Source organism: Streptomyces sp. NPDC051561 (assembly GCF_044454195.1).
Lineage (GTDB): Bacteria > Actinomycetota > Actinomycetes > Streptomycetales > Streptomycetaceae > Streptomyces.
On sequence record NZ_JBITDM010000001.1, the window covers coordinates 699,139 to 720,233 of the forward strand.

18 protein-coding genes are annotated in these 21,095 nt (G+C 70.7%); 5 read left to right on the top strand and 13 right to left on the bottom strand.

The window, feature by feature from the left end:
• Window positions 1–22: 22 nt before the first annotated feature.
• The 9 genes from ACIA73_RS03200 to ACIA73_RS03240 all read right to left on the bottom strand — a co-directional run bounded on the left by ACIA73_RS03200 (window position 23) and on the right by ACIA73_RS03240 (window position 11,448).
• A complete protein-coding gene (locus ACIA73_RS03200; protein ID WP_399436499.1) occupies window positions 23–850 on the bottom strand; it encodes a rhamnogalacturonan acetylesterase in 828 nt (275 codons plus the stop codon).
• Window positions 851–1,005: 155 nt separating this feature from the next.
• Entirely contained in the window at window positions 1,006–2,343 is a 1,338-nt protein-coding gene (locus ACIA73_RS03205; RefSeq protein ID WP_399436500.1) for an ABC transporter substrate-binding protein, read from the bottom strand.
• Between the two features lie 65 nt (window positions 2,344–2,408).
• Window positions 2,409–4,436, bottom strand: a complete 2,028-nt coding sequence (locus ACIA73_RS03210; RefSeq protein ID WP_399436502.1) for a pectinesterase family protein — start codon at window positions 4,434–4,436, stop codon at window positions 2,409–2,411.
• Window positions 4,437–4,492: 56 nt separating this feature from the next.
• A complete protein-coding gene (locus ACIA73_RS03215) occupies window positions 4,493–6,085 on the bottom strand; it encodes a family 43 glycosylhydrolase (protein ID WP_399436503.1) in 1,593 nt (530 codons plus the stop codon).
• A gap of 80 nt (window positions 6,086–6,165) precedes the next feature.
• A complete protein-coding gene (locus tag ACIA73_RS03220; protein ID WP_399436504.1) occupies window positions 6,166–7,074 on the bottom strand; it encodes a carbohydrate ABC transporter permease in 909 nt (302 codons plus the stop codon).
• Window positions 7,071–8,030, bottom strand: coding sequence for a carbohydrate ABC transporter permease (locus ACIA73_RS03225; RefSeq protein WP_399436505.1), 960 nt, complete (start codon window positions 8,028–8,030; stop codon window positions 7,071–7,073). Before ACIA73_RS03225 ends, ACIA73_RS03220 begins: the two co-directional genes overlap by 4 nt.
• A 106-nt stretch (window positions 8,031–8,136) precedes the next feature.
• Window positions 8,137–9,873, bottom strand: coding sequence for an L-arabinonate dehydratase (gene araD, locus ACIA73_RS03230; protein WP_399436506.1), 1,737 nt, complete (start codon window positions 9,871–9,873; stop codon window positions 8,137–8,139).
• A complete protein-coding gene (locus ACIA73_RS03235; RefSeq protein ID WP_399436507.1) occupies window positions 9,870–10,772 on the bottom strand; it encodes a dihydrodipicolinate synthase family protein in 903 nt (300 codons plus the stop codon). Before ACIA73_RS03235 ends, araD begins: the two co-directional genes overlap by 4 nt.
• Window positions 10,773–10,776: 4 nt before the next feature.
• Complete coding sequence (locus tag ACIA73_RS03240) at window positions 10,777–11,448, bottom strand: GntR family transcriptional regulator (RefSeq protein WP_399436508.1); 672 nt, start codon at window positions 11,446–11,448, stop codon at window positions 10,777–10,779.
• 209 nt (window positions 11,449–11,657) lie between these two features.
• On the opposite strand from ACIA73_RS03240, the gene ACIA73_RS03245 reads away from it, so the two are divergent.
• Window positions 11,658–12,212 carry a DinB family protein gene (locus ACIA73_RS03245; RefSeq protein WP_399436509.1) on the top strand — a complete coding sequence of 185 codons (555 nt, stop codon included), beginning with the start codon at window positions 11,658–11,660 and terminating at the stop codon, window positions 12,210–12,212.
• A gap of 84 nt (window positions 12,213–12,296) precedes the next feature.
• Here the strand turns inward: ACIA73_RS03245 and ACIA73_RS03250 are convergent, their stop codons facing one another.
• A complete protein-coding gene (locus ACIA73_RS03250; protein ID WP_399436511.1) occupies window positions 12,297–13,475 on the bottom strand; it encodes a hypothetical protein in 1,179 nt (392 codons plus the stop codon).
• A 171-nt stretch (window positions 13,476–13,646) separates the two neighbouring features.
• Here ACIA73_RS03250 and ACIA73_RS03255 point away from each other — a divergent pair, with 171 nt between their 5' ends.
• Entirely contained in the window at window positions 13,647–14,471 is an 825-nt protein-coding gene (locus tag ACIA73_RS03255; protein WP_399436512.1) for an NAD-dependent epimerase/dehydratase family protein, read from the top strand.
• A 28-nt stretch (window positions 14,472–14,499) separates the two neighbouring features.
• Here ACIA73_RS03255 and ACIA73_RS03260 read toward each other — a convergent pair whose 3' ends face one another.
• Both ACIA73_RS03260 and ACIA73_RS03265 read right to left on the bottom strand, forming a co-directional pair.
• Window positions 14,500–15,444, bottom strand: a complete 945-nt coding sequence (locus tag ACIA73_RS03260) for an RNA polymerase sigma-70 factor (RefSeq protein WP_399436513.1) — start codon at window positions 15,442–15,444, stop codon at window positions 14,500–14,502.
• Window positions 15,441–16,703: an NAD(P)/FAD-dependent oxidoreductase gene (locus tag ACIA73_RS03265; RefSeq protein WP_399436514.1), complete on the bottom strand. Its 1,263-nt coding sequence runs from the start codon at window positions 16,701–16,703 to the stop codon at window positions 15,441–15,443. The genes ACIA73_RS03260 and ACIA73_RS03265 overlap by 4 nt, the downstream gene beginning before the upstream one ends.
• A 170-nt stretch (window positions 16,704–16,873) precedes the next feature.
• Here ACIA73_RS03265 and ACIA73_RS03270 point away from each other — a divergent pair, with 170 nt between their 5' ends.
• Complete coding sequence (locus ACIA73_RS03270) at window positions 16,874–17,464, top strand: restriction endonuclease (RefSeq protein ID WP_399436515.1); 591 nt, start codon at window positions 16,874–16,876, stop codon at window positions 17,462–17,464.
• A gap of 50 nt (window positions 17,465–17,514) precedes the next feature.
• Here the strand turns inward: ACIA73_RS03270 and ACIA73_RS03275 are convergent, their stop codons facing one another.
• Window positions 17,515–18,732 carry an MFS transporter gene (locus tag ACIA73_RS03275; protein ID WP_399436763.1) on the bottom strand — a complete coding sequence of 406 codons (1,218 nt, stop codon included), beginning with the start codon at window positions 18,730–18,732 and terminating at the stop codon, window positions 17,515–17,517.
• A 255-nt stretch (window positions 18,733–18,987) separates the two neighbouring features.
• Between ACIA73_RS03275 and ACIA73_RS03280 the strand changes: the two genes are divergently transcribed.
• Window positions 18,988–20,505, top strand: coding sequence for a hypothetical protein (locus tag ACIA73_RS03280; RefSeq protein ID WP_399436516.1), 1,518 nt, complete (start codon window positions 18,988–18,990; stop codon window positions 20,503–20,505).
• A gap of 81 nt (window positions 20,506–20,586) precedes the next feature.
• The gene (locus ACIA73_RS03285; protein WP_399436517.1) at window positions 20,587–21,051 is read left to right on the top strand and encodes a GNAT family N-acetyltransferase; all 465 of its coding nucleotides are present in this window, start codon (window positions 20,587–20,589) and stop codon (window positions 21,049–21,051) included.
• Window positions 21,052–21,095 lie beyond the last annotated feature (44 nt).

Below are 21,095 nucleotides of genomic sequence, written 5' to 3' on the forward strand. Positions count from 1 at the left end.
GGTGGTGGGCGGGGGGAGTGCTTTACGGAGCCGGCCAGGTGATCCACTCGTCGGGGACCGGGCCGTTCAGGCGGCGCAGGTGGCGCGGGTGCAGGGCGCCGGAATCGCGCAGACCGGTGGCGACCATGCGGGCCACCTCGATGGCGCCGCGCGGGCGGAAGTGGGTGTTGTCCTTCGCTCCGTCGGGGTAGTTGGGGTGCTCGCCGGGCTCCAGCCAGTTGAAGTACGACTTGAGCGGTTCGGCCCCCACCGCCTGCCAGCGCGTGAGCGAGGTCGCCTGTACGTCGACGAGCGGCACCGGGGCCTCGGCGGCGAGCGCCCGCACGGCTGCCGGGTAGTCGCCGTGGGTCGGGACGGCGTTGCCCGCGGCGTCGAACTTGCGGCGCTCCACCGAGGTGAGGAGCACCGGTCGGGCCCCGCGCGTCCGCGCGCCGTCGAGGTACTGGCGCAGGTAGTGCCGGTACGTGGTCCAGGGCTCGGTGTAGCGGGTGGGGTCGGCGGCCTTCGAGTCGTTGTGCCCGAACTGAACGAGGAGAAGGTCCCCGGGCCGGAGCAGGGGGAGGACCGCCGCGAGTCGCCCCTCGTCGAGGAAACTCTTCGAACTCCGGCCGTTCACCGCGTGGTTGACGACGGCGAGGTGCGGGTGGAGAAAGAACGGCAGCGCCATCCCCCACCCGGTCTCGGGAGCTGCGGTGGGGCTCTTCCGCGCGGCGGTCGAGTCCCCCACGAGGTGGAGAGCGGGGCGGCGGCGTGGCGTGGCGGCGGCCGCGCCCCCAGGCGTCACAAGCGACGGAACCAACGGACTGGCCACGAGGGCCGCCTTGAGGGCGGTCCGACGGGTTACGGACATGGTGAAGAGACCTCGCATTCCATACGGAAGAAAAGTGGTGCCCCCTGGAGGTGGAGGGGCGCGCGGGAGGGGGCGCCCCTGGAGGGGCGCGGGGAACTGCGCGACCAGCCACACCCCACCCGCACACCCAGCCCCCACCCCAACCCCCGACCCGCCTACTTCTTCGCCTGCTCCTCCCACTCCACCTGCGCCTCGTTCAACTGCTTGGCCAGAATGTCCAGAAACTCCTTCGAGGACATCGATCCCAACAGCACCTTCTGGAAGTTCGGCTCGTTCTCCGCCTTGCTGATCTTGTTCCAGTCGGGCAGGTAGTAGGGCAGCTGGACCAGCTTGGTCGTGCCGTCCGTGAGGGTCCGCGCGCCGAGCCGGGTCGGCTCCGAGGCGTTGACCCACGGGTCCTTGGCCGCCTCGATGTTGGCCGGCATCGCGCCCGCCGACTCGTTCCACTTGCTGTTGGACTCGTGGGAGGCGGCGAACTCGATGAACTTCCAGGCCGCCGCCTTGTTCTTGCTCCCCTTGAAGAGGCCGAGGCCGTCGACCGGGTTGGAGACCTGCACCCGCGTGCCGTTGTCACCGAGAGGCCCCGGGATGCCCTTGAACTTCTCCTCCCCCAGCGCCTTCACGTGGTCGGTGTACGAGCCGAGGTTGTGGCTCAGCATGCCGATGGTGCCGGTGTCCCACTGGGAGACCATCTTCTTGAAGTCGTTGTTGACGTCGGCCGCGGGAGTGGTCGTCTTGAAGAGACCGACGTACTTCTCCAGCGCCGCGACGTTCTTCGGGTCGTTGACCGTCGTCTTGTCGCCGCTCCAGAACTCGGTGATGCCGGACTGCCCGTACGCCGCGTCCAGCGCCTGCGCGATGGATCCCGCGCCGCCGCGGATGGTGTAGCCGAACTTGTTGTTCTTGGCGTCGGTCAGCTTCTGGGCCGCCTCGTAGAACAGCTTCCAGGTGGTCGGGGCCTGGAGGTTCGCCGCCTTGAACAGGTCGGTGCGGTAGTAGAGCGTGCCGTTGCTCGCGGAGGTCGGGACGGAGTAGATGTCGTCGCGCCCGCCGGCCGTCTTGACGGAGTCCACCATGAGGGGGACCAGCTTGCCGTTCAGCGAAGAGGACTTGACGCGCTCACCGACCGGCTCCAGGGCTTCCTGGGCGACGATGTTGGCGAGGTACGCCGCGCCGACGCCGCCCACGTCAGGGAGTCCGCCACCCGCGATGGCCGTGTCGTACTTCGACTGCACGTCCTCGCTCGGCACCGGGACGTACTTCACCTTGATGTCCGGGTTCTTCGCCTGGAAGTCCTTGATGATCTCCTGCCAGACGGCCGTGCGGACACCGCCGTTGTTGTCCCAGAAGGTGATCTCGCCCTTGCCCGAACCCTCGGTGCCGCTGCCGCCCGTGCCGTCGTCGCCGCACGCGGTGGCGGTGAGGGCGAGGACTGCGGTCAGGGACATCGCGGTGACGGCCGAACGGCCTCTGCTGCTCTGCCAGTTGCTCATGGTGTGGGTGCTCTTCCCGTAGAGGGTGAATTTCCGAAGAAGGTCGATCCGACGAGCTGAAGGGGTTAGAGGGACCTGTGCGGCGCCCAGCCGTCCGCACCCGCGAGGTAGTCCCCGACCTCGTGCCGGGCGGCATCCGCGGCGGACATCTGCGGGCGGTCCGGGGTGACGGCCGCGCCCGGCCCGTACGTCCGGTACTCGGCGAACCGGGCGTCCCGCCAGGAGAAGCCGCCCATGTCGGCCCACGGCGTGCCCAGGATCGCGGCGGGGAGTTCCGTGTCGCGGATCAGCGTCTGCCCGATGGCGAGGGGGTCGCCGCTCGGGTGCCAGGGCCGGCCCAGGTGGAAGGAGTTGGCCGGGGCGTCGCTGACGATGCGGCTGCGGTTGATCAGGAAGCCGTACGGGTTGCCGGTCCAGGTCGAAGGGGCGACGACGTAACCGTTGTTGGTGGTGGAGCCACGGCTGAGCGCCTTGATCAGGGAGCGGTCGATGACGGTGGTGGCACGGCCGTAGATGAAGTCGACGTCGCCCTCGATGAAGGAGTCGCGGATGTAGACGCGGCTGATGGACTCCAGGCCGGGGCTGTTGGTCATCAGGGTGTCCTGGTTGCCCTTGAAGGCGGTGTTGACGAAGGTGATGCGGTCACCGGTGGTCTTCATGGCGAGTGCCTGCTCGCCGTTGAGTTCCACGGCCGCCTCGTCGAAGTCGTTGACGAAGGTGAGATTGCGGGCGGTGACGTCGTTGGAGTCGATCAGCACGGTGGCGCTGCCGCTGGAACCGCCGTACTCGTTCGGGGTGTTGTGCACGATGACGGACTTCGCGCGGTCGCTTCCGGTGCCGAACAGGGTGAGCTGCGGCTTGGTCTTCGGGATGCGGACCTGTTCGCGGTACGTCCCCGGGGCGATCCGCAGCGTGATCCGGCCGTCGTTGCCGGCCGGGACCGCGTCCACGGCCGCCTGCACGGTCGGGTAGTCGGCCGGGACGTTCAGCGGGGTGTCGGTGCCGAGGGTGCGCTGGGGGCCGGAGAAGCGGGTGACCAGGGCGGGGACCGCGGCGGCCGGGTCGAGGCGGTAGGAGTAGAAGGACTTCGGGTCGAAGGCCTTGCCCCAGGCGTCGTGGCGGCCGGTGGTGTTCCGGGTGATCGAGCCGCGCTGCACCAGCTCGGCCGTCGCATCGGCCTGGTAGGGGTGCTGGACGTCCCGGTAGTAGCTGTTCTCGATGACCATCTTCGTCCTGCCGCGCGCCCAGTTCCCGTACGACCAGACCGGGTCGCCGTCCGCGACCTGGGCGGAGAGGTAGTTGTTGTAGAGGTGGGCGTAGGCGCAGTTGTCGGCGGAGGGGTTGCGCTGCTTGGTGCCCTGGAACCAGTTGTGGTCGATGGTGACCTTGGTGACCACGTTCGGGGTCCAGCCGATGCCGAACGCCTTGTTGTGGGTGTCGAACCGGTTGGCGGAGACGGTGATGTAATCGCTGTCCTTGCGCAGGTCGATCAGGCCGTCGCCCATGTGGGTGAAGCGGTTGTGGTCGATCCAGACGTGGTGGACGGAGTCCAGCTGGATCGCGTCGAAGTCGTTGGTCTTGCCGTCCCAGTCACCCTCGACATAGCTGTCGCGGATGGTGAGGTTGCGGATGATGACGTTGTGCGTACCGGCGGTCAACCGGAGTCCGCCACCCACGAGTTCACCGTTGACGCCGACTCCGATGAGGGTCTTGTCCGAGGCGACCTTCACCTCGTCGCCGAACGGGTCGAAGGTGATCGCCGACGCGATCCGGATGATGTACGGCTCGGTGGCGCCCGCGTATGCGGCCAGGTCGGCCTGGGTGCGGACGGTGACCACCTTGCCGCCGCGCCCACCGGACGTACCTCCCGCGAGGGAGGCGAAGCCGTGGGCGGATCCGGACGAGGCCGGGGCGTTCCCCGGAGGTCCGGACGGGGCGGCCGACGCCGGACCGGCGGCCTCCGCCGGTCCCACGGCGAGGGCGAGGGCGGCGGCGAAGGCCGTCACGGCGGCCAGGGCTCTCGGCAGCGGACGTGCGCTGCCGGGACGTGCGCTGCCGGGACGTGCGCTGCCCGAGTGATGGTGCTGCGTCATTGCGGCTCCCAACTGGCTTGCGAGGTAATGGAGTTGATTTCGGTTGCTGAGCGAGCTCAATCGGTGGACATGCGCACCCGGAAGTCCGTGCAAGTGGCGGAAGCGGTCCCGGCCGCCCCTTCGGGCGCGACCGCGAACAGGCCGAGCAACGCCCCGACCCACCGCCATGGCGTGGCGGCGAAAACCGGCCCCGACGCCTGCCACCCCGCGCCCTCGCCTTCGCCCTCACTACCGCCTGTACCGCCTGTACCGCCCGTTCCGCCCGTACCCCGCGTACCGCCCGTATCAGCGAAGAACCGGCACCGAGCCCCCGCCGACACCTCGATCCGGAGCCGGGCCCTGCCACCGGGGGCCGGCCGGGGGCGCGCCGCGTCCCGCTCGGACTCCGCGACCGTTTCAGCGAACCGGTGGACGAGCCAGGTCGTGCCGTCCTCCCCCCGCTCCAGCCCGATCCAGGAGAAGGCGTCCCCGAGCACGGCGAACCCGGCGCGTGCGCCCAGCTGTTCGGCGGCGTCCAGTTCCAGGGTGACTTCGGCGGTGAAGGCCTCCCCCGGCAGCCGCTGGGTGAGGGCGTGCGGCAGCAACCGCAGGTCGTGGGCGTCGGCGGAGGGCACACAGGCCAGCCGCAGCCCGTCACCCGCGTGTACGGCCGTCCACCCCTCCCCCGGGTTGGCGGTCCACTGCCACTGCGGCCCGAACCCTCCGCCCGCGAAGGTGTCGTCGGTCGCCGGACGGGCGGCGGGCTGCTGCGGCGCCACCGGTTTGCGGTGTACGCGCACGGGCTCGCCCGCGTCCCCGAGCACCGGCCATCCGCCGTCGGCCGCGTCCCAGCGCATCGGCTGGAGGTGCACGATCCGTCCGTACGCGCCCCGCGCCTGGAAGTGCAGGAACCAGTCCTCGCCCGCCGGGGTGCGCACCCAGCCGCCCTGGTGGGGGCCGTTGATGTCAGTGTCCCCCTGGGCGAGGACGACCCTCTCCTCGTACGGGCCGAAGAAGTCACGGGACCGGAAGGCGCCCTGCCAGCCGGTCTCCACCCCGCCCGCCGGCGCGAAGATCCAGAACCAGCCGTCGTGCCGGTAGAGCTTCGGCCCCTCCAGGGTGAACCAGCCGGGCAGCGCGTCCCCGTCGACGACGACCGTGCCCTCGTCGAGGAGGGTGCGCCCGTCGGGGCTCATCCGGTGGCCGGTGAGGCGGTTCTTCACCCCGGAGCGGGATTTGGCCCAGGCGTGCACGAGGTAGGCCTCGCCGGTCTCCTCGTCCCAGAGGGGGCAGGCGTCGATGAGTCCCTTGCCCGCCTTGATCAGGTGCGGTGCGGTCCAGGGGCCGTGGATGGAGGGGGAGTTGATCTGCTGGATGCCGTGGTCGGGGTCGCCCCAGAAGATCCAGAAGCGGCCGTCCGCGTACCGCAGCGAGGGTGCCCAGACGCCCCGGTCGTGCCGGGGTGCGGCGAACTCGGCCGCCGGTTCGAGGGCGGGCAGGGCGTGGCCCGTCAGGGTCCAGTTGACCAGGTCGTGGGAGTGCAGGAGGGGCAGCCCGGGCGCGCGGCCGAAGCTGGAGGCGGTGAGGTAGTAGTCGCCACCGACGGCGATGACGTCGGGGTCGGAGTAGTCGGCGTGCAGCACCGGGTTGCGGTACGTGCCGTCGCCCAAGTCTCCGTAACGCGGGGACCGTCGCAGGGGCCGTGGGGGCTGCGGGGGCTGCGGGGGCTGTGGGGATGTCCGCACGCCGCTCACCCCTTGACCGCGCCCGCGCTGAAGCCCGTGATCAGCCACTTCTGGATGAAGGCGAAGACGATGACGACCGGTACGGCGGCCACCACACCGCCCGCCGCGAGCGCGCCCAGGTCGACGCTGTCGGCGCCCATCAGCGTGTTGAGCCCCACCGGGATCGTCTGCTTGTCCTGTTCGCTGAGGAACATCAGGGCGAAGAGGAAGTGGTTCCAGGAGTGCACGAAGGCGAAGGAGCCGACGGCGATCAGCCCCGGTCGCAGCAGCGGCAGGACCACCGCGCAGAACGCCCGGAAGCGGGAGCAGCCGTCCACCCAGGCGGCCTCCTCCAGGGTGACCGGCACGTTCTTGATGAAGCCGCTGATCAGGATGATGGAGAGCGGGAGCTGGAAGACCGTCTCGGCGATGATGACGCTGCCCAGCGAGTTGATCATCTGGAGGTTGCGGAAGATCTCGAAGAGCGGCACCAGCATCAGTGCCCCCGGGATGAACTGGGAGCAGAGCAGCGCCAGCATGAAGGCGTTCTTGATACGGAAGTTGAAGCGGGCCAGCGCATAGCCGCCGGCCAGCGCGACCGCGGTCGTCGCGATCAGCGTGCAGACGCCGACGATCATGCTGTTCTGGAAGAACATCCCGAAGGCGCGCTCGTTCCACACCTTCTCGAAGTGCTCGAAGGTGATCGGCCACGGGACCAGCGAGGTGGACCCCGCGGGGCGCACCGCGAACAGCAGCATCCAGTAGAAGGGGATGAGGGTGAACAGCAGGTACAGGCCGAGGGGGAGGTAGATCTGCCAGCGCGGTACGTCGTCGAAGGCGCGCTCGCGCTTCGGGGGCCGCAGCGACTTCGGCGGTCCGGAGGAGTCCAGGACCTCGGGGGTGCGGGTGTGGTTCTCCGCGAGTGCGGCACTCATGTGCGGTCGCCTCCGAACTTGCTCAGGCGCAGATAGACGATCGAGCAGAAGAGGAGGATCACGAACGCGACGGTGGTCAGCGCGGAGGCGTATCCGAAGTCGTGGCCCTCGATGCCGGTATTGGCGATCATCAGCGGGAGGGTGGTCGTGGTGCCTGCGGGTCCACCGCCGGTGAGGGTGTAGAGCAGGTCGACGTTGTTGAACTCCCAGACGCCGCGCAGCAGCGTGGAGAGGATGATCGCGTCCTTGAGGTGCGGGAGTGTGATGTGCACGAACTGGCGCATCCGCCCGGCCCCGTCGACCGAGGCCGCCTCGTACAGGTCCTTCGGGATGGACTGGAGGTCGGCGAGGATGAGGATGGCGAAGAAGGGGACGCCGCGCCAGAGTTCGGCGAGTACGGCCGCCCAGAAGACGGTGCCGGTGTCGGAGAGCACCGAGGTGCCGTAGGAGCCGATGCCGAGGTCGGCGAGGTAGCGGCTCATCCCGGTGGACGGGTTGTAGAGCAGCATCCAGATGGTGGTGGTGAGGACGCCGGAGACCGCCCACGGCGAGAAGACCAGGGCGCGGGCGACGGCCCGGCCGACGAAGGTCTGGTTGACCAGCAGGGCGAGCACCAGCCCGAGCGCGAGTTGCAGGCTGACCTGGACGATCACCCATTTCGCACTGAAGCCGAGGGTGGACCAGAAGAGGGGGTCCTCGGTGAAGATGCGGGTGAAGTTGTCGAAGGCGGCGTAGCCGTTCTTCCAGGGCTTGGTGACGTTGTAGTTCTGCAAGCTGTAGTAGAAGACGCTGAGCACCGGGTAGGCGATGAAGCCCACCATCAGCAGGCCGGCGGGCGCGATGAGCAGGTAGGGCAGGCGGCGCGGGGTGGAGCTGACGCGGTTGCGGTTCCGCTCGGGCGGGGTGGGTGGCGGGGCTGCCGGGGGCGGCTCGGCCATGGCGGTGGCTTGGGCCATGACGGGTCTCCGATCGGGGGTGCGGGCATGATGGATCACGAACACTGTTCGAGATACCGGACACGGGTGTCCGTGAAGAAATGGCGGCGTTACGGTGCGGTGGGCGTCAGCCCGCGTACGGTTCCGGCGCTCCGCCCGCCCCCGCCAGGAAGGCGAAGTCGCAGCCGGTGTCGGCCTGGGTGATCTGCTCCTGGTAGAGCGCTCCGTAGCCGCGCTCGTACCGCTTCGGCGGCGGCGTCCACTCGGCCCGCCGCAGCTCCAACTCCTCCTCACTCACGTTCAGTTGGAGCGTGCGCGCCGCGACGTCCAGGGTGATCGGGTCGCCGGTGCGCACCAGGGCGAGCGGCCCGCCGACGTACGACTCGGGGGCGATGTGCAGCACGCACGCCCCGTAGCTCGTCCCGCTCATCCGCGCGTCCGAGATCCGCACCATGTCCCGGACCCCCTCCTTCAGCAGATAGGCCGGGATCGGCAGCATCCCGTACTCCGGCATGCCGGGCCCGCCCAGCGGTCCGGCGTTGCGCAGCACCAGGACGTGATCGGCGGTGATGCCCAACTCGGGGTCGTCGATGGTGCGTTGCAGCGTCCGGTAGTCGTCGAAGACGACGGCCGGACCGGTGTGCTTGAGGAGATGCGGCTCGGCGGCGATGTGCTTGATGACCGCGCCGTCGGGGCAGAGGTTGCCGCGCAGCACGGCCACCCCGCCCTCGTCGGCGAGCGGGCTTTCGCGCGGGCGGATCACGTCGTCGTTGTGGACGGTGGCGCGGGCGCCGGCGAGCTGTTCGCGCAGCGTGTCGTGCGCGACGGTCGGCCGGTCCAGGTGCAGTACGTCCGTCAGCCGGCCCAGGAACGCGGGGAGTCCGCCCGCGAAGTGGAAGTCCTCCATGAGGTACCGGCCACCGGGCCTGAGGTTCGCCAGCACCACAACCGTACGGGCGATCCGGTCGAAGTCGTCCAGGGTCAGCGAGACCCCGGAGCGCCCCGCCATGGCGATCAGATGGATGACGGCGTTGGTGGACCCGCCGAGCGCGAGCACCGCCGCGACCGCGTCCTCGTACGCCTCCCGCGTCAGCAGCCGCGAAAGCCGCAGATCCTGGCGTACGAGGTCCACGATCCGCATCCCCGACGCGGCGGCCATCCGTTCATGACCGGAGTCCACGGCGGGGATCGATGAGGCACCGGGCAGCGTGACGCCCAGTGTTTCGGCGGCGGCGGTCAGGGTGGAGGCCGTCCCCATGGTCATGCAGTGGCCCGGCGAGCGCGCCAGCCCGCTCTCCAGCTCGGCCAGTTCGCAGTCGCCGATGATTCCGGCCCGCTTCTGGTCCCAGTACTTCCACATGTCGGTCCCGGAGCCGAGCACCTCGTCACGCCAGTGACCGGGGAGCATCGGGCCCGCCGGGACGAACACGGTGGGGAGGTCGACGGAGGCCGCGCCCATGAGGAGTGCGGGGGTGGACTTGTCGCAGCCGCCGAGCAGGACCGCGCCGTCGACCGGGTAGGAGCGCAGCAGTTCCTCGGTCTCCATGGCGAGAAGATTGCGGTAGAGCATCGGGGTGGGCTTCTGGAAGGTCTCGGAGAGGGTGGAGACCGGGAACTCCAGCGGGAAGCCGCCCGCCTGCCAGACTCCGCGCTTCACGGCCTGGGCGCGTTCGCGCAGGTGGACGTGGCAGGGGTTGATGTCGGACCAGGTGTTGAGTACCGCGATGACGGGCTTGCCCAGGTGCTCCTCGGGGAGGTAGCCGAGCTGGCGGGTACGGGCGCGGTGGCTGAAGGTGCGCAGGCCTTCGGTTCCGTACCACTGGTGGCTGCGGAGCTGCGTTCCGCTCCTCACCTCGTCACTCATATCTCCCACCCCTCGATGGCGGCCGCGACCTCGACGCGCAGAGCGTCGGGCAGGGTCTTGCTCGGCGGGCGCACCTCGTTGCGGCACAGGCCCAGCGCGGCGAGGGCCTCCTTGACGACGGTGACGTTGTTGGCGGACTGGTCGGCGGCGCGCAGTTCCTCGAAGGGGCGGATGCGTTCCCAGAGCTTCTGCGCGGCCGGGTAGTCACCGGCGCGCAGCGCGTCCAGGAGGGCCAGCGAGAGGGCCGGCGCGACATTGACCAGGCCGGAGGTGAAGCCGGTGGCACCCATCGCCCAGTACGGCAGGGCGTACAGCTCGGCCAGCCCGGCCACCCATACGAACCGGTCGAGACCGGCCTCCCTGGCGACCGCCCCGAACCGGACCGCGTCCGGGACCGCGTACTTCAGCCCCACCACCTGCGGGCAGCGTTCACCGAGCCGGGCGATGGTGCGGCCTTCGAGGAGCGGGTTGCGGATGTACGGGACGACGCCCAGCTCCGGCACCTCGTCGGCGATTTCGACGTGGTAGTCGACCCAGCCGTCCTGCGAGACATAGGGGTGCACCGGCTGGTGCACCATGATCATGTCCGCGCCGGCGTCCCTGGCGTGCCGGGCCGCCGCCTTCGCGGTCGGCAGGTCGTGGCCGACCCCGACCACCACGGCCGCCCGCCCCCGGGCCTCCTCCAAGGTCATGTCGGTGACCAGGCGGCGCTCCTCGGGGCCGAGGGTGTAGAACTCGCCGGTGTTGCCGTTGGGGGTGAGGGTGCGTACCCCACCGTCGAGCAGCCGGCGCAGCAGCGCCCGGAAGACGTCGCGGTCGATGCTGCCGTCGGCGGCGAAGGGGGTCACCGGGATGGCGACGACGTCCGCGAGTGCGGCCCGCTGTGCGGAGTGGTCCATGCGGTCAGGCCTTTCTGGTCTGTGCGGCGGAGGCCGTCGGCTCTTCGGCCGGGAACGCCCGGTCCACGAACGACGCGATGTGCGCGTGCAGCGCCCGCGCCGCCCCCTCGCCGTCCCCGGCCCGCGCCCGCCGCAGGATCTCCTTGTGCTCCTGGGCCTCGTGCTCCCAGGACGGGCTGGCACTCCACGCGACCGTCGACACCAGCGCCGCCTGGTCGCGCACCTCGTCGAGCATCCTGGCGAGCAGCGGATTGCCGCAGCTCACATAGAGCGCCCGGTGGAAGTCCCGGTTGGCCAGCGAGCGTTCCGCCTCGTCGGCGGCCTCGTCGGCGCGCACCAGTGCCTCGGCCGCGTCGTCGAGGGAGGCCTTGCGGGAGATGCTGCGGCGCAGCGCCTCGGGTTCCAGCAGCAGCCGTACGTCGTAGACCTCGTGCGCCATCGCGGTGTCCACGGTGCGTACGGTGACGCCCTTGTACTGGCTCATGACGACGAGCCCGGTCCCGGCGAGCGTCTTCAGCGCCTCGCGGACCGGCGTCTTCGACACCCCGAACTGGGCGGCGAGTTCGGACTCGACCAGGGGGCTGCCCGGGCTGAGCCGACCGGTGAGGATGGCGTGCTTGATCGCTTCCAGTACGTACTGGGTGCGGGAGGGGATGGGGCTCGGGGCGAAGGCCATACGTGCTCTCATATCTCGCGTATCGCGTCTCATATATGACGTACGAAGTACGACGCTGTGAAGCTAGGACTACGGGCCTGTTTCGTCAACCGCTCTGACAAAACCCGAAGTTGACTTCTCACGGCCCGGGGCCGGCGCATGGCCGATCCGGTCGACCCGTCATCCTGATCACTTCGATCGACCCGGAACCACCGCGCCCAGGAGCTGACATGGCTGACACGACCACGCCCGACCCCGTCACGCGGGACGTTCTCGCGGCCTTCGAGAACGCCCGCTTCCGGCTGTTCGCACGCATGAAAGGCATGACCGACGCCGAGTACCGCTGGGAGCCGGTGAGCGACTGCGTCAGCATCCGCCCCGGCGAGGGCGGCGTCTTCCGCGTCGCCACGGAGTTTCCGGAATCAGGCCCGGACGAACCGGACCCCTTCACGACGATCGCCTGGCGCGTCTGGCACATCGGCAGCCTCTGCCTGCGCGGCTACGTGATCCACTTCTTCGATGACGCCCCCGAGTTCGGCGACCGCCTCGCCTGGCCGGGCACCGCGGAGGAGGGCGTCCAGGCGCTCGCCGAGGACTGGGAGCACTTCACCTCCCGTATCGCGGCCCTCGGCGACGAGCGCCTGCTGGCACCGATCGGCATGGGCCCCGGCGGCTGGGCCGACGAGTCCTATCTGAAGCTCACGCTGCACGCCCTGAAGGAGGTCAACCACCACGGCGGCGAGATCGGCCTGCTGCGCGACCTGTACCTGCGCCAGGGCGCCTGAGAGCGGGCGGCTGAACCCCGGCGCCGGGCGGCCGGGGCCCGGGGTTCCGCCACGGGCTCTGATTCCGCCGACCGAGAGCCCGTGTCACCGCAACCGCCCGAGCGCCTCCCTGACCAACGCCAGGTCCCGGTCGGAGGCCAGACCCGCGTGGTAGAGCCTGAGTTCGGTCGCCCCCAGTCCGGCCGCCGCTGCCGCGTCCTCGGCAAGGGTCTGCGGGCTGCCGCCCATCCCCGCCACCACCTGGAAGTTGGCGGCGAGCACCGATCCGGGCCGGGCCTGACGCGCGAAGGGCGGCACCACCTCCCCCGCGCCCCCGCCCGCGCAGGGCAGCACCACCCCGTCGGCGGTCTCCAGCAGAAAGGCCGGGTCGGCCCCGGGATTGGCACCGCAGCGGTACGCCGCCGGGTCGGCGTGCAGCAGCACCTGGAACCCATCGGGCGCCGCGTCCCGCACCCCCCGTACCACCTCCTCCTGCAACGTACGGGCCACCCGCTTCCGCCACCTGAGGGTCGCCCCCGCCGCCTCCTCCCCGAGCAGCTCCACCACTGCAGGCCACCCCGCCGCACCGGACCCGCTCGCCGCCCACACCGGCTCCAGACAGCGACGTACCGCAGCCGCCAACTCCTCCGCGTCCAGGCCCAGTCGGGCGTAACCCGCACCGCAGTGCGTGCAGAAACACAGCGACATCAGGTACTGCGCCGCGTCACCGAACCCGACCCCCGCCGTCTTGTCGTGGGCGTGCGGATGGGCGAACCCGTACCAGCCGCAGGACTCCAGCTCGGTGCCGCGCGCACCGGGCCGCACCGACGCCTCGACGGCCAGCGCGACCAGGTACTCCCGTACGCCGGGCTGGGCGACGCAGGGCGCCCAGGGGTAGCGGTCGCCGTACGCGTTCCGTACCGCGATCCCCGGGTTCGCCTCCCCCAGAAGGGAGTTGTGCGCCAGTACGACCCAGCTGTGCACCTCGATCCCGGCGGCCTCCAGAGTCGTCGCCGCTTCGGCGTACGCCTCCCCGGGCGCCCACTCCCCCGCCGGATACGGCCGCAGCGCACGCCCCGACCAGCGCGCCGCGTCCGGCGCGTACAGCACGGCGGAGTGCTCGGCGGTGACGACCCGGTGGCGGGGGTGGCGCGGGGTGAGGGCGCGGGTGGAGTGGTAGGCGGCGGCGAGGGTGACCTGCCGGATACCGAGGTCCAGGATCCGGTCGGCGGCCGCCGGGTCGCCGATGACGTCCCAGGGGTAGAGAAATGCGGCAGTTCTCATCGTCATACGTCCTTTGTCAGCAAGAGAACATCGAGTCCCTTTTCACCCGCCCGACCTGCCTCGTGGGCGAGTTGAGGGGCGGAGGTCCCTTGACGGCGGTAGAAAGCGCTCTCTACCGTCTCCACCCATCCGACCCCGTCGACCGCCCCCAGCACAAGGAGTGCCCCGCCCATGCCCGCTCCCCGCACCGTCCTGCTCACCGGCGCCGCCGGAGGGCTCGGCACGCTGATGCGGGAGCTGCTCCCCGCGTACGGCTACCGGCTCCGCCTCCTGGACCTGCGCCCCATCCCGGGCGATCCGGACGCGGTCGTCGCCGACATGGCCGACGAGAAGGCCGTACGCCACGCCGTACAAGGCGTCGACGCGATCATCCACCTCGCGGGCATCTCGCAGGAATCCACCTTCGCCAGAATCCTGCGCGCCAACATCGAGGGCACCCACCACCTCTACGAGGCCGCCCGCGAGGCCGGCGTCCCCCGCATCGTCGCCGCCTCCAGCAACCACGCGATCGGCTTCACCCCCCGCCCGCACGGCCCCTCACCACTCCCCGCGGCCTCCCTGATCCCCACCACCGCACCGCATCGCCCCGACACCTTCTACGGTCTGTCCAAGTGCTTCGCCGAGGACCTCGCCCAGCTCTACTGGGACCTGCACGGCCTGGAAACCGTCTCGCTGCGCATCGGCTCCTGCTTCGCCGAACCCACCTCGGTCCGCATGCTCTCCCTCTGGCTGAGCCCCGCCGACTGCGCCCGCCTGCTGCACGCCGCCCTCACCGCCGAGCACGTCGGCCACACCGTCGCCCACGGCTCCTCGGCCAACACCCGGCTGTGGTGGGACCTCTCCACCGCCCGCGCCCTGGGTTACGCCCCCCAGGACGACTCGGAACCGTACGCCGCACAACTCCTCGCCCAGGAGGGCGAGCTGTCCGACGACAACCCCGCCCACACCCACGTGGGCGGCCACTACTGCACCGAACCGTCGCGCTACGAGGACTGAGAGCCTGCCGCTGGGGCCCGTGCGGCGGCTACCGCGTCCCGAGCCGGTGCGCCGTGCCCCCCGTGACCGCACCCAGCTTGTCGGGGTTGGCCACGTTGTGCAGGGTGGTGATCCGCCCCTCGGCGTCGAAGTCGAAGGTGACGGTGGCGATCACCCGGTCCGGGGCGCTGAACAGCAGGCCGGGGCCGCCGTTGATCTCGACCAGTTCGGCCTTCATGTCGGCCGGATCGACGCCCTGATAGGTGACCTTGCCGATGGCCGCGAACCAGGCGGCCACGGTGGACGCGCCCACCACCGGGAGCAGGGCCTGGCGGACCTTGCCGCCGCCGTCGGTCCACAGGGTGACGTCCGGGGAGAGCAGCTCCATCAGGGCGTTGACGTCGCCGCCGGTGGAGGCGGCGAAGAAGCGCTCGGTGACCTGACGTTGCTTCGTGCGGTCGGCGGCGAAGCGGGGGCGGCGGGACTGGACGTGTGCGCGGGCGCGGTGCGCGGCCTGGCGTACGGCGGCCTCGGAGCGTTCCACCGCCTCGCCGATCTCCGCGTGGCTGAAGCCGAAGACCTCCTTGAGCACGAACACGGCGCGCTCCAGCGGGCTCAGCGTTTCGAGGACCACCAGCATCGCCGTCGACACCGACTCGGCGTCCAGGACGATCTCGGAGGCGTCGGCCGCGCTCCCCCGCCCGGCGCCCATGTCGGTCAGCACCGGTTCCGGAAGCCACGGTCCGACGTAGGTCTCGCGCTTGTGGCGGGTGGAACGCAGCCGCTCCAGGGCCAAGTTGGACACGATCCGCGCCAAGTACGCCTTCGGATCAGCCACTTGGGCGCGGTCGGCGGCCGACCACTTGAACCACGCGTCCTGCACCACGTCCTCGGCGTCGGCGGCGGTGCCCAGGACGCGGTAGGCCACGGAGAAGAGCAACTTCCGGTGCTCGTTGAACACTTGCTGGTCGGAGTCCGTGGACGACATCGTCATCGGCCCGCACCTCCGGTCCCGGTTCCGGCTCCGAATGTGTTTCCGATCCTGGTGAAGCGGCCGCCACGGGGCCAGAACGCGCCCGAGGCGGGCATCTTCTTCATACGGCCGTAGGTCGGCCAGGGCGAGGCTGTCACGGTCTCCTTATACCGGGCGGCCTTGGCTCCGGTCAGGAATATCCGCCGGGCGCTGTCGTCGGGGTGGGTGAACTGCACCACCCCGTCGTTCCGGCCGAGGCTGACCGGCGTGTGGTAGTAGCCGAAGCGGAAGGCCTTGGGGCGCCTGCCCTTGAGCCCGCGCAGGATGTTGAGGGCCGCGTGCACCCCGGTGGGCATGCCGCCCTGGCAGGTGCCGTGCATGACGCCGTACCCCTGGCGGATCGCGGCGGCGTCGCCGACCGCGTACACCACGGGGTGCGAGACCGAGCGGAGCGTGGGGTCGGTGACGATGCGTCCGCGGGGATCGACCTCCAGCCCGGCGGCGGCCGCCAGCGGCGAGACGCGGGTGCCGCTGGTCCACAGGACCGCGTCGGCGGGAATCCCGGTGCCGTCGGCGAGTTCGACGGTGCCGGGCAGGACCTTGGTGACTACGCAGTCGCTGCGGATCTCGACACCGAGGCGGGTGAGAGCGGTGTGCAGGTAGGCCTTGGCCTTGGGGTGCATGGTGGCACCGGGTTCGTTCCGGCCGAGGAGGACGACCTTCAACTCCGGGTACTGTTCGGCGATTTCGGCGGCCGACTCGATGCCGGTGAGGCCGTTGCCCGCGACGACCACGCTGCCGGTGGTGAGGTGGCCGAGCCGGTCGGCGAGAAGCTCGGCGTCCTGGGGGCTGTTGAGGGTGTACGCGTGGTCCTCGACACCCGCCACCGTGACCGTGTCGGCGACGCCGCCGAGTGCGTACACCAGCGTGTCGTACGGGACGATGCGGTCGTCGTCGATCCGTACCGTACGAGCCTCGGTGTCCACCCCGGTCACCCAGCCGCGCTCGAACCGGGCACCCGTCCCCTCCAGCAACTCCGCGATACCGAACTCCGCGAGCCGCTGCCCGGTGCCGGTCATGTGCAGACGCATCCGCTCGGTGAAGGTCTCCTGGGCATTGACCAACGTCACCTGCACCTCATGCCGGCCCCCCTGGCCTTTCGCGGTGCGGGCGGCAAGCTGAATCGCGGCGGCCGTTCCGGCATACCCGGCGCCGAGAACAACCACTCGATGCCCTGTCACATCGCCTGCCGTGCGGTCCGCTTCGTGATGCTCGTTCATGGTGTCGCCTCCATCGTCCGGCTGTTGATGCCTACGAGATGGAGGCTGCGGGCCCATTCGTGACACGGCCCGGATGTGACGTGCGCCACTCCCGCGATGAGCCTCCGGCCCGCCGGGGAGAAATGCAGGACGGCGGGCCACCGCCGACAGGAGCAGGAGGGGGCACCGCCATGGGAACGGTACTTCTGGTCGCCCTGATCGCGGTCGCGGCCGCGGTCGTCACCCTCGGCCTGGTCCGCGCCGGCCGCCGTGAGGCACAGGCCGAACGGGCCCGCCTCGTCGAGGAGGCACGCAGGCAGGCCCGACGCTCGCTCGAAGCGATCTGGACCATGAAGGACCGGGAATTCGAGGAGTACGTCGCCGAACTCTGCCGCCGGGACGGCTGCACCGGCGTCCAACGCGTGGGCGGATCGGGCGACTTGGGCGCCGACGTCATTGGTCATCTCCCCGACGGCCGCAAGCTCGTCATCCAGTGCAAGCGCTACGCGAAACACCGCTCGGTCGGCAGCCGCGACCTCCAGACCTTCAACGGCACCGCCCGCGCCGAGCACGGCGCCGACGCCGCCGTCTACGTCGCCACCTGCGTCTTCACCCGCCCGGCCCGCGAATTCGCCGCCCGCCACAACCTCTGCCTGATCGACGTCGACCTGCTCGGCTTCTGGAACAACGGCACCCCCCTCCCCACTCTCCTCACCCTGGACATCGGCCACTCCGGCACCCACCGCAAACTCCGCCCCGACACCCCGGACACCCCGGACTGACGCCCTGCCCCCAAACCCCGGCCAGGCACCCACCATCCCCACCACCCCCACTACACCCGCTTCAACCCCCGAATCGCCGGGACCGAGACCAGCGCGGCCACCACCACCAGCGTCAGCACCCCACCCGCCAGCAGCACCTCCCGTGCACCGAAGACTGCGGCCGCCGGGCCCGCCAGCGCCTGCCCCACCGGAAGCATCGCCACCGACCCCGCCACCTCGTACGCGTGCAGCCTGCTGAGGACCGGCCCCGGCACCTGCGTCTGTGCGCTCGTCGCCCACATCACGCTCCAGAACCCCATTCCCGCACCGGTCGCCACCGCCGCGACCATCAGTACAGGCACCGCCAGCTGAGCCCCCACCGCCGCCGGAAACGCGGCCGTCCCGATGAGCGCGAACGCCCCGGCGCGCAGCGGATGTTCCGGCCGCATCCGCAGCGCGGGAAACGCACCAGCCGCGGCACCGAGCCCCAGCGCAGAGCTGATCAGCCCGTACGTTTGCGGACCGTGCGCCCCGATCAGCTCCACCGAGGTCAGCGGAATCAACGGCCCCCACGCCGTGATCATGAAGAACATCCAGATCACGATGGTGCCCCACAACCACGTCCGCGACCTGAACTCCCGCCACCCCTCGGCGAGGTCCGACCAGTAGGTGGTCGCCGCCCTCGGCTCCTTCGGCCGGTCCCCGCCCGGCAGCCGCAGCATCGCCAGACAGACCGTGCTGATCGCGTACGTTGCCGCGTGTGCCGCGAACACCGCCGCCGGGTCCGCCACCGCGACCAGCAGTCCCGCTATCGCAGGCCCGGCCAGCATCGCCAGCGACTCACCGATCCGGATCGTCCCGTTCGCGGCCTGCACATCGTCGGCGACCTTCGGGATCGTGCTGGCCACCCCGGGCTGGAACAGCCCGGTAGCGATCCCGTTCACCGCGCCGATCAGGCAGATCTGCCACAGCACCACATGTCCGCCGAGGAACAGCACCGCCGCGACCACCTGCGTGACGATCCGCACGGCATCCGAAATCACCATCAGACGCAGGGCGTTGAACCGGTCCGAGAACACCCCGCCGAAGATGATGAACACCGCACACGTCGCGACCGTCGACGCCATCGCGAGCCCGACCTCGCTCGCCCCCATCCCGTACTGCAACAACCCCGCCGACAACGCCACCGGCAGCATCGTCTCCCCGAGCTTGGCCGCCGCCCGCGCCCCGAAGAACAGCACGAACGCCCGCGACCGCAGAGGCCGGGCCGGCTCGGGTTCCGGCCCCACCCCGGGTATCCGACCGGCGTCGGGGGCCGGTGGCACCGGCGGGGCTACGGACTGCCGCTCTTCGTATGAGGTCACGACGGCCGATCCTCTCCCCCGCAACCCCCCTGCCGCCACCCGAATACCAGCTCCGCGACCCGGCCACGGGTGCTGTCAGTGACGCCCACCGCTGAGCCGCGCTCTCGCCCTCATCCTCGCCCTCGCCCTCGCCCCGGAACCCACATGCCAAAATCGCCCCCCACCAGGCAAGATCTTCCCGTGAACCACCTCCTGTCCGGGCTCGCCGCAAACCCGGCCCTCCCACCCGACCTCGTCGACCACCTCATCGCCCACGCGGACGACGACCTCGCCGACGACCTCGCCACCCGCCCGGACCTCACCCACCCACAGGCCCTCGCACTTCTCTCCCGCGTACCGGACAGCGCCGTACGACTGGCCCACGAAGGCCGGTTGACCGCCACCGACATCGACCCGGTCACCCACCCGGACGCGGCCCTCGCGCTGCTCGACAACCGTGCGGGCACCCCGGAGTGGGCGCGCCTCTTCGCGGCGGACCCGTCCGTCGAGCGGCGGAAATGCCTGGCCGCCTGCCCCGGCCTCCCGGCCGATGTGGTGACGACGCTGGCGCTGGATGCGGAGGTACGGGTCGTCGCGGAGCTCGCGCTGTGGGCCGCACCGGACGTGACGGCGGAACTCGCCGGCCATCCGCACGCCGAGGTCCGGCGCGCGGTGGCGCTCAACGAGGCCACGCCTGCGGACGTACTCACGGCACTCCTCACGGGCGAGGGTCTGCCGCCCGCACTGCGCTGCCTGGTCTGCGACCAGGAGGACACTCCCTTCGTCCACGACCGGAACTGCCCTCGCCCCGACTGCGACCTCCCGCCCGACGCCGCCTGCGACGGCACCCACGAGTCGACCGTGCACGCCGTACGACTGGCCGCCCTCGCGAACCCGGCCACCCCCGCCGCCGCCCTCGCCCCCTTCGCCACCCACCCCTCCACGCTGCTGCGCCGGGCCCTGGCCGCCCGCCCCGACCTGCCCGCCGACAGCTGCGAACAGCTCGCCACCGACCCCGTCCCGGGCATCCGCGCAGACCTCGCCGCGAACCCCGCGACAGGCGAATCCCTGATCCGCAGCCTGGCCGACGACCCCAGCCACGACATCCGGCGCGGGCTCGCCCACCACCCCCACATCCCCCTCGACGTACTCATCCACCTGGCAGCCACCACCAAACTCAGCGACGGCCCCCTCCCCCGTCTCACCACCGCCACCCCCACCGAGGTCAAGCAACTGGCCCGGTCCCCGCACCCGGCCGCACGCATGCTCGTGGCCCGGCTCCCCCACCTCCCGGCCACGATCCGAGACGCCCTCGCCAATGACCCCGACGCCCGCGTCACCAAGTCCCTGGCGCCCCAACCAGGCCTGAACGAAGCCCAGTTGCGCAGCATCCTCAACCGGCACGGGTCCCAGGCCGCCGCCAAGCTGGCAGCCAATCCCGGCGCACCGCCCGCCCTCCTGGAAGAACTCGCCCGCCACGACCCCCCGGCGAAGAAGGCACTTGGCGAGATCGCCCGGCACCCCCACGCCACACCCCCGGCCCTCCTCGCCTGCCTCACCGACCGACGAGCCCGCATCACCGCCGCCGGCCACCCCACGCTCCCACCACCGGTCATCGTCGGCCTCCTCACCGACCCCGACGGCGAGGTCGTGGAAGCGGCGGCAGCCAATCCGTCACTGCCGGCAGCGACCATGGCGGCCATACTGGTCGGCGGCTGAACAGGCGGAGCGGCAGGCCCTCCTGCGTCTACCGGCCGTCGCCCCCGAAATTCCCCTGCGGCGCCTGCGTAGGGTGCAGACATGTCTACTGCCCTGCACCTCCAAGAGGTCACCTCCGCCAACTTCGAGGCCGCCATCAACGTCAAGGTCCGTCCCGACCAGGAAGGTCTGGTGGCGCCGGTGATGAAGTCGCTGGCCGAGGCGTACGTCCATCCCGGCGTGGCCTGGCCACGGGTGATCTGCGACGGGGACGAGGTCGTCGGGTTTCTGATGGGGTTCTTCGAGATCGACTGGGACGGGAAGGGGAAGGACTTCCGCTCCGGGCTCTGGCGGCTCAACATCGCGGACGGCAAGCAGGGCATGGGGTACGGGCGGTTCGCCGTGGAGGCGCTGGCGACGGAGATACGGCGCCGGGGCGGCACACGGCTGACGGTGACCTGGCATCCGGGGCCGGACGGTCCGGAGGGGTTCTACCTGGGGCTGGGGTTCCGGCCGACCGGGGAGATGAGTGAGGGAGAGACGGTGGGGGTGCTGGAGTTGCAGTGACCAGTTACCGGTAACCGGTAACCGGTAACCGGTAACCGGTAACC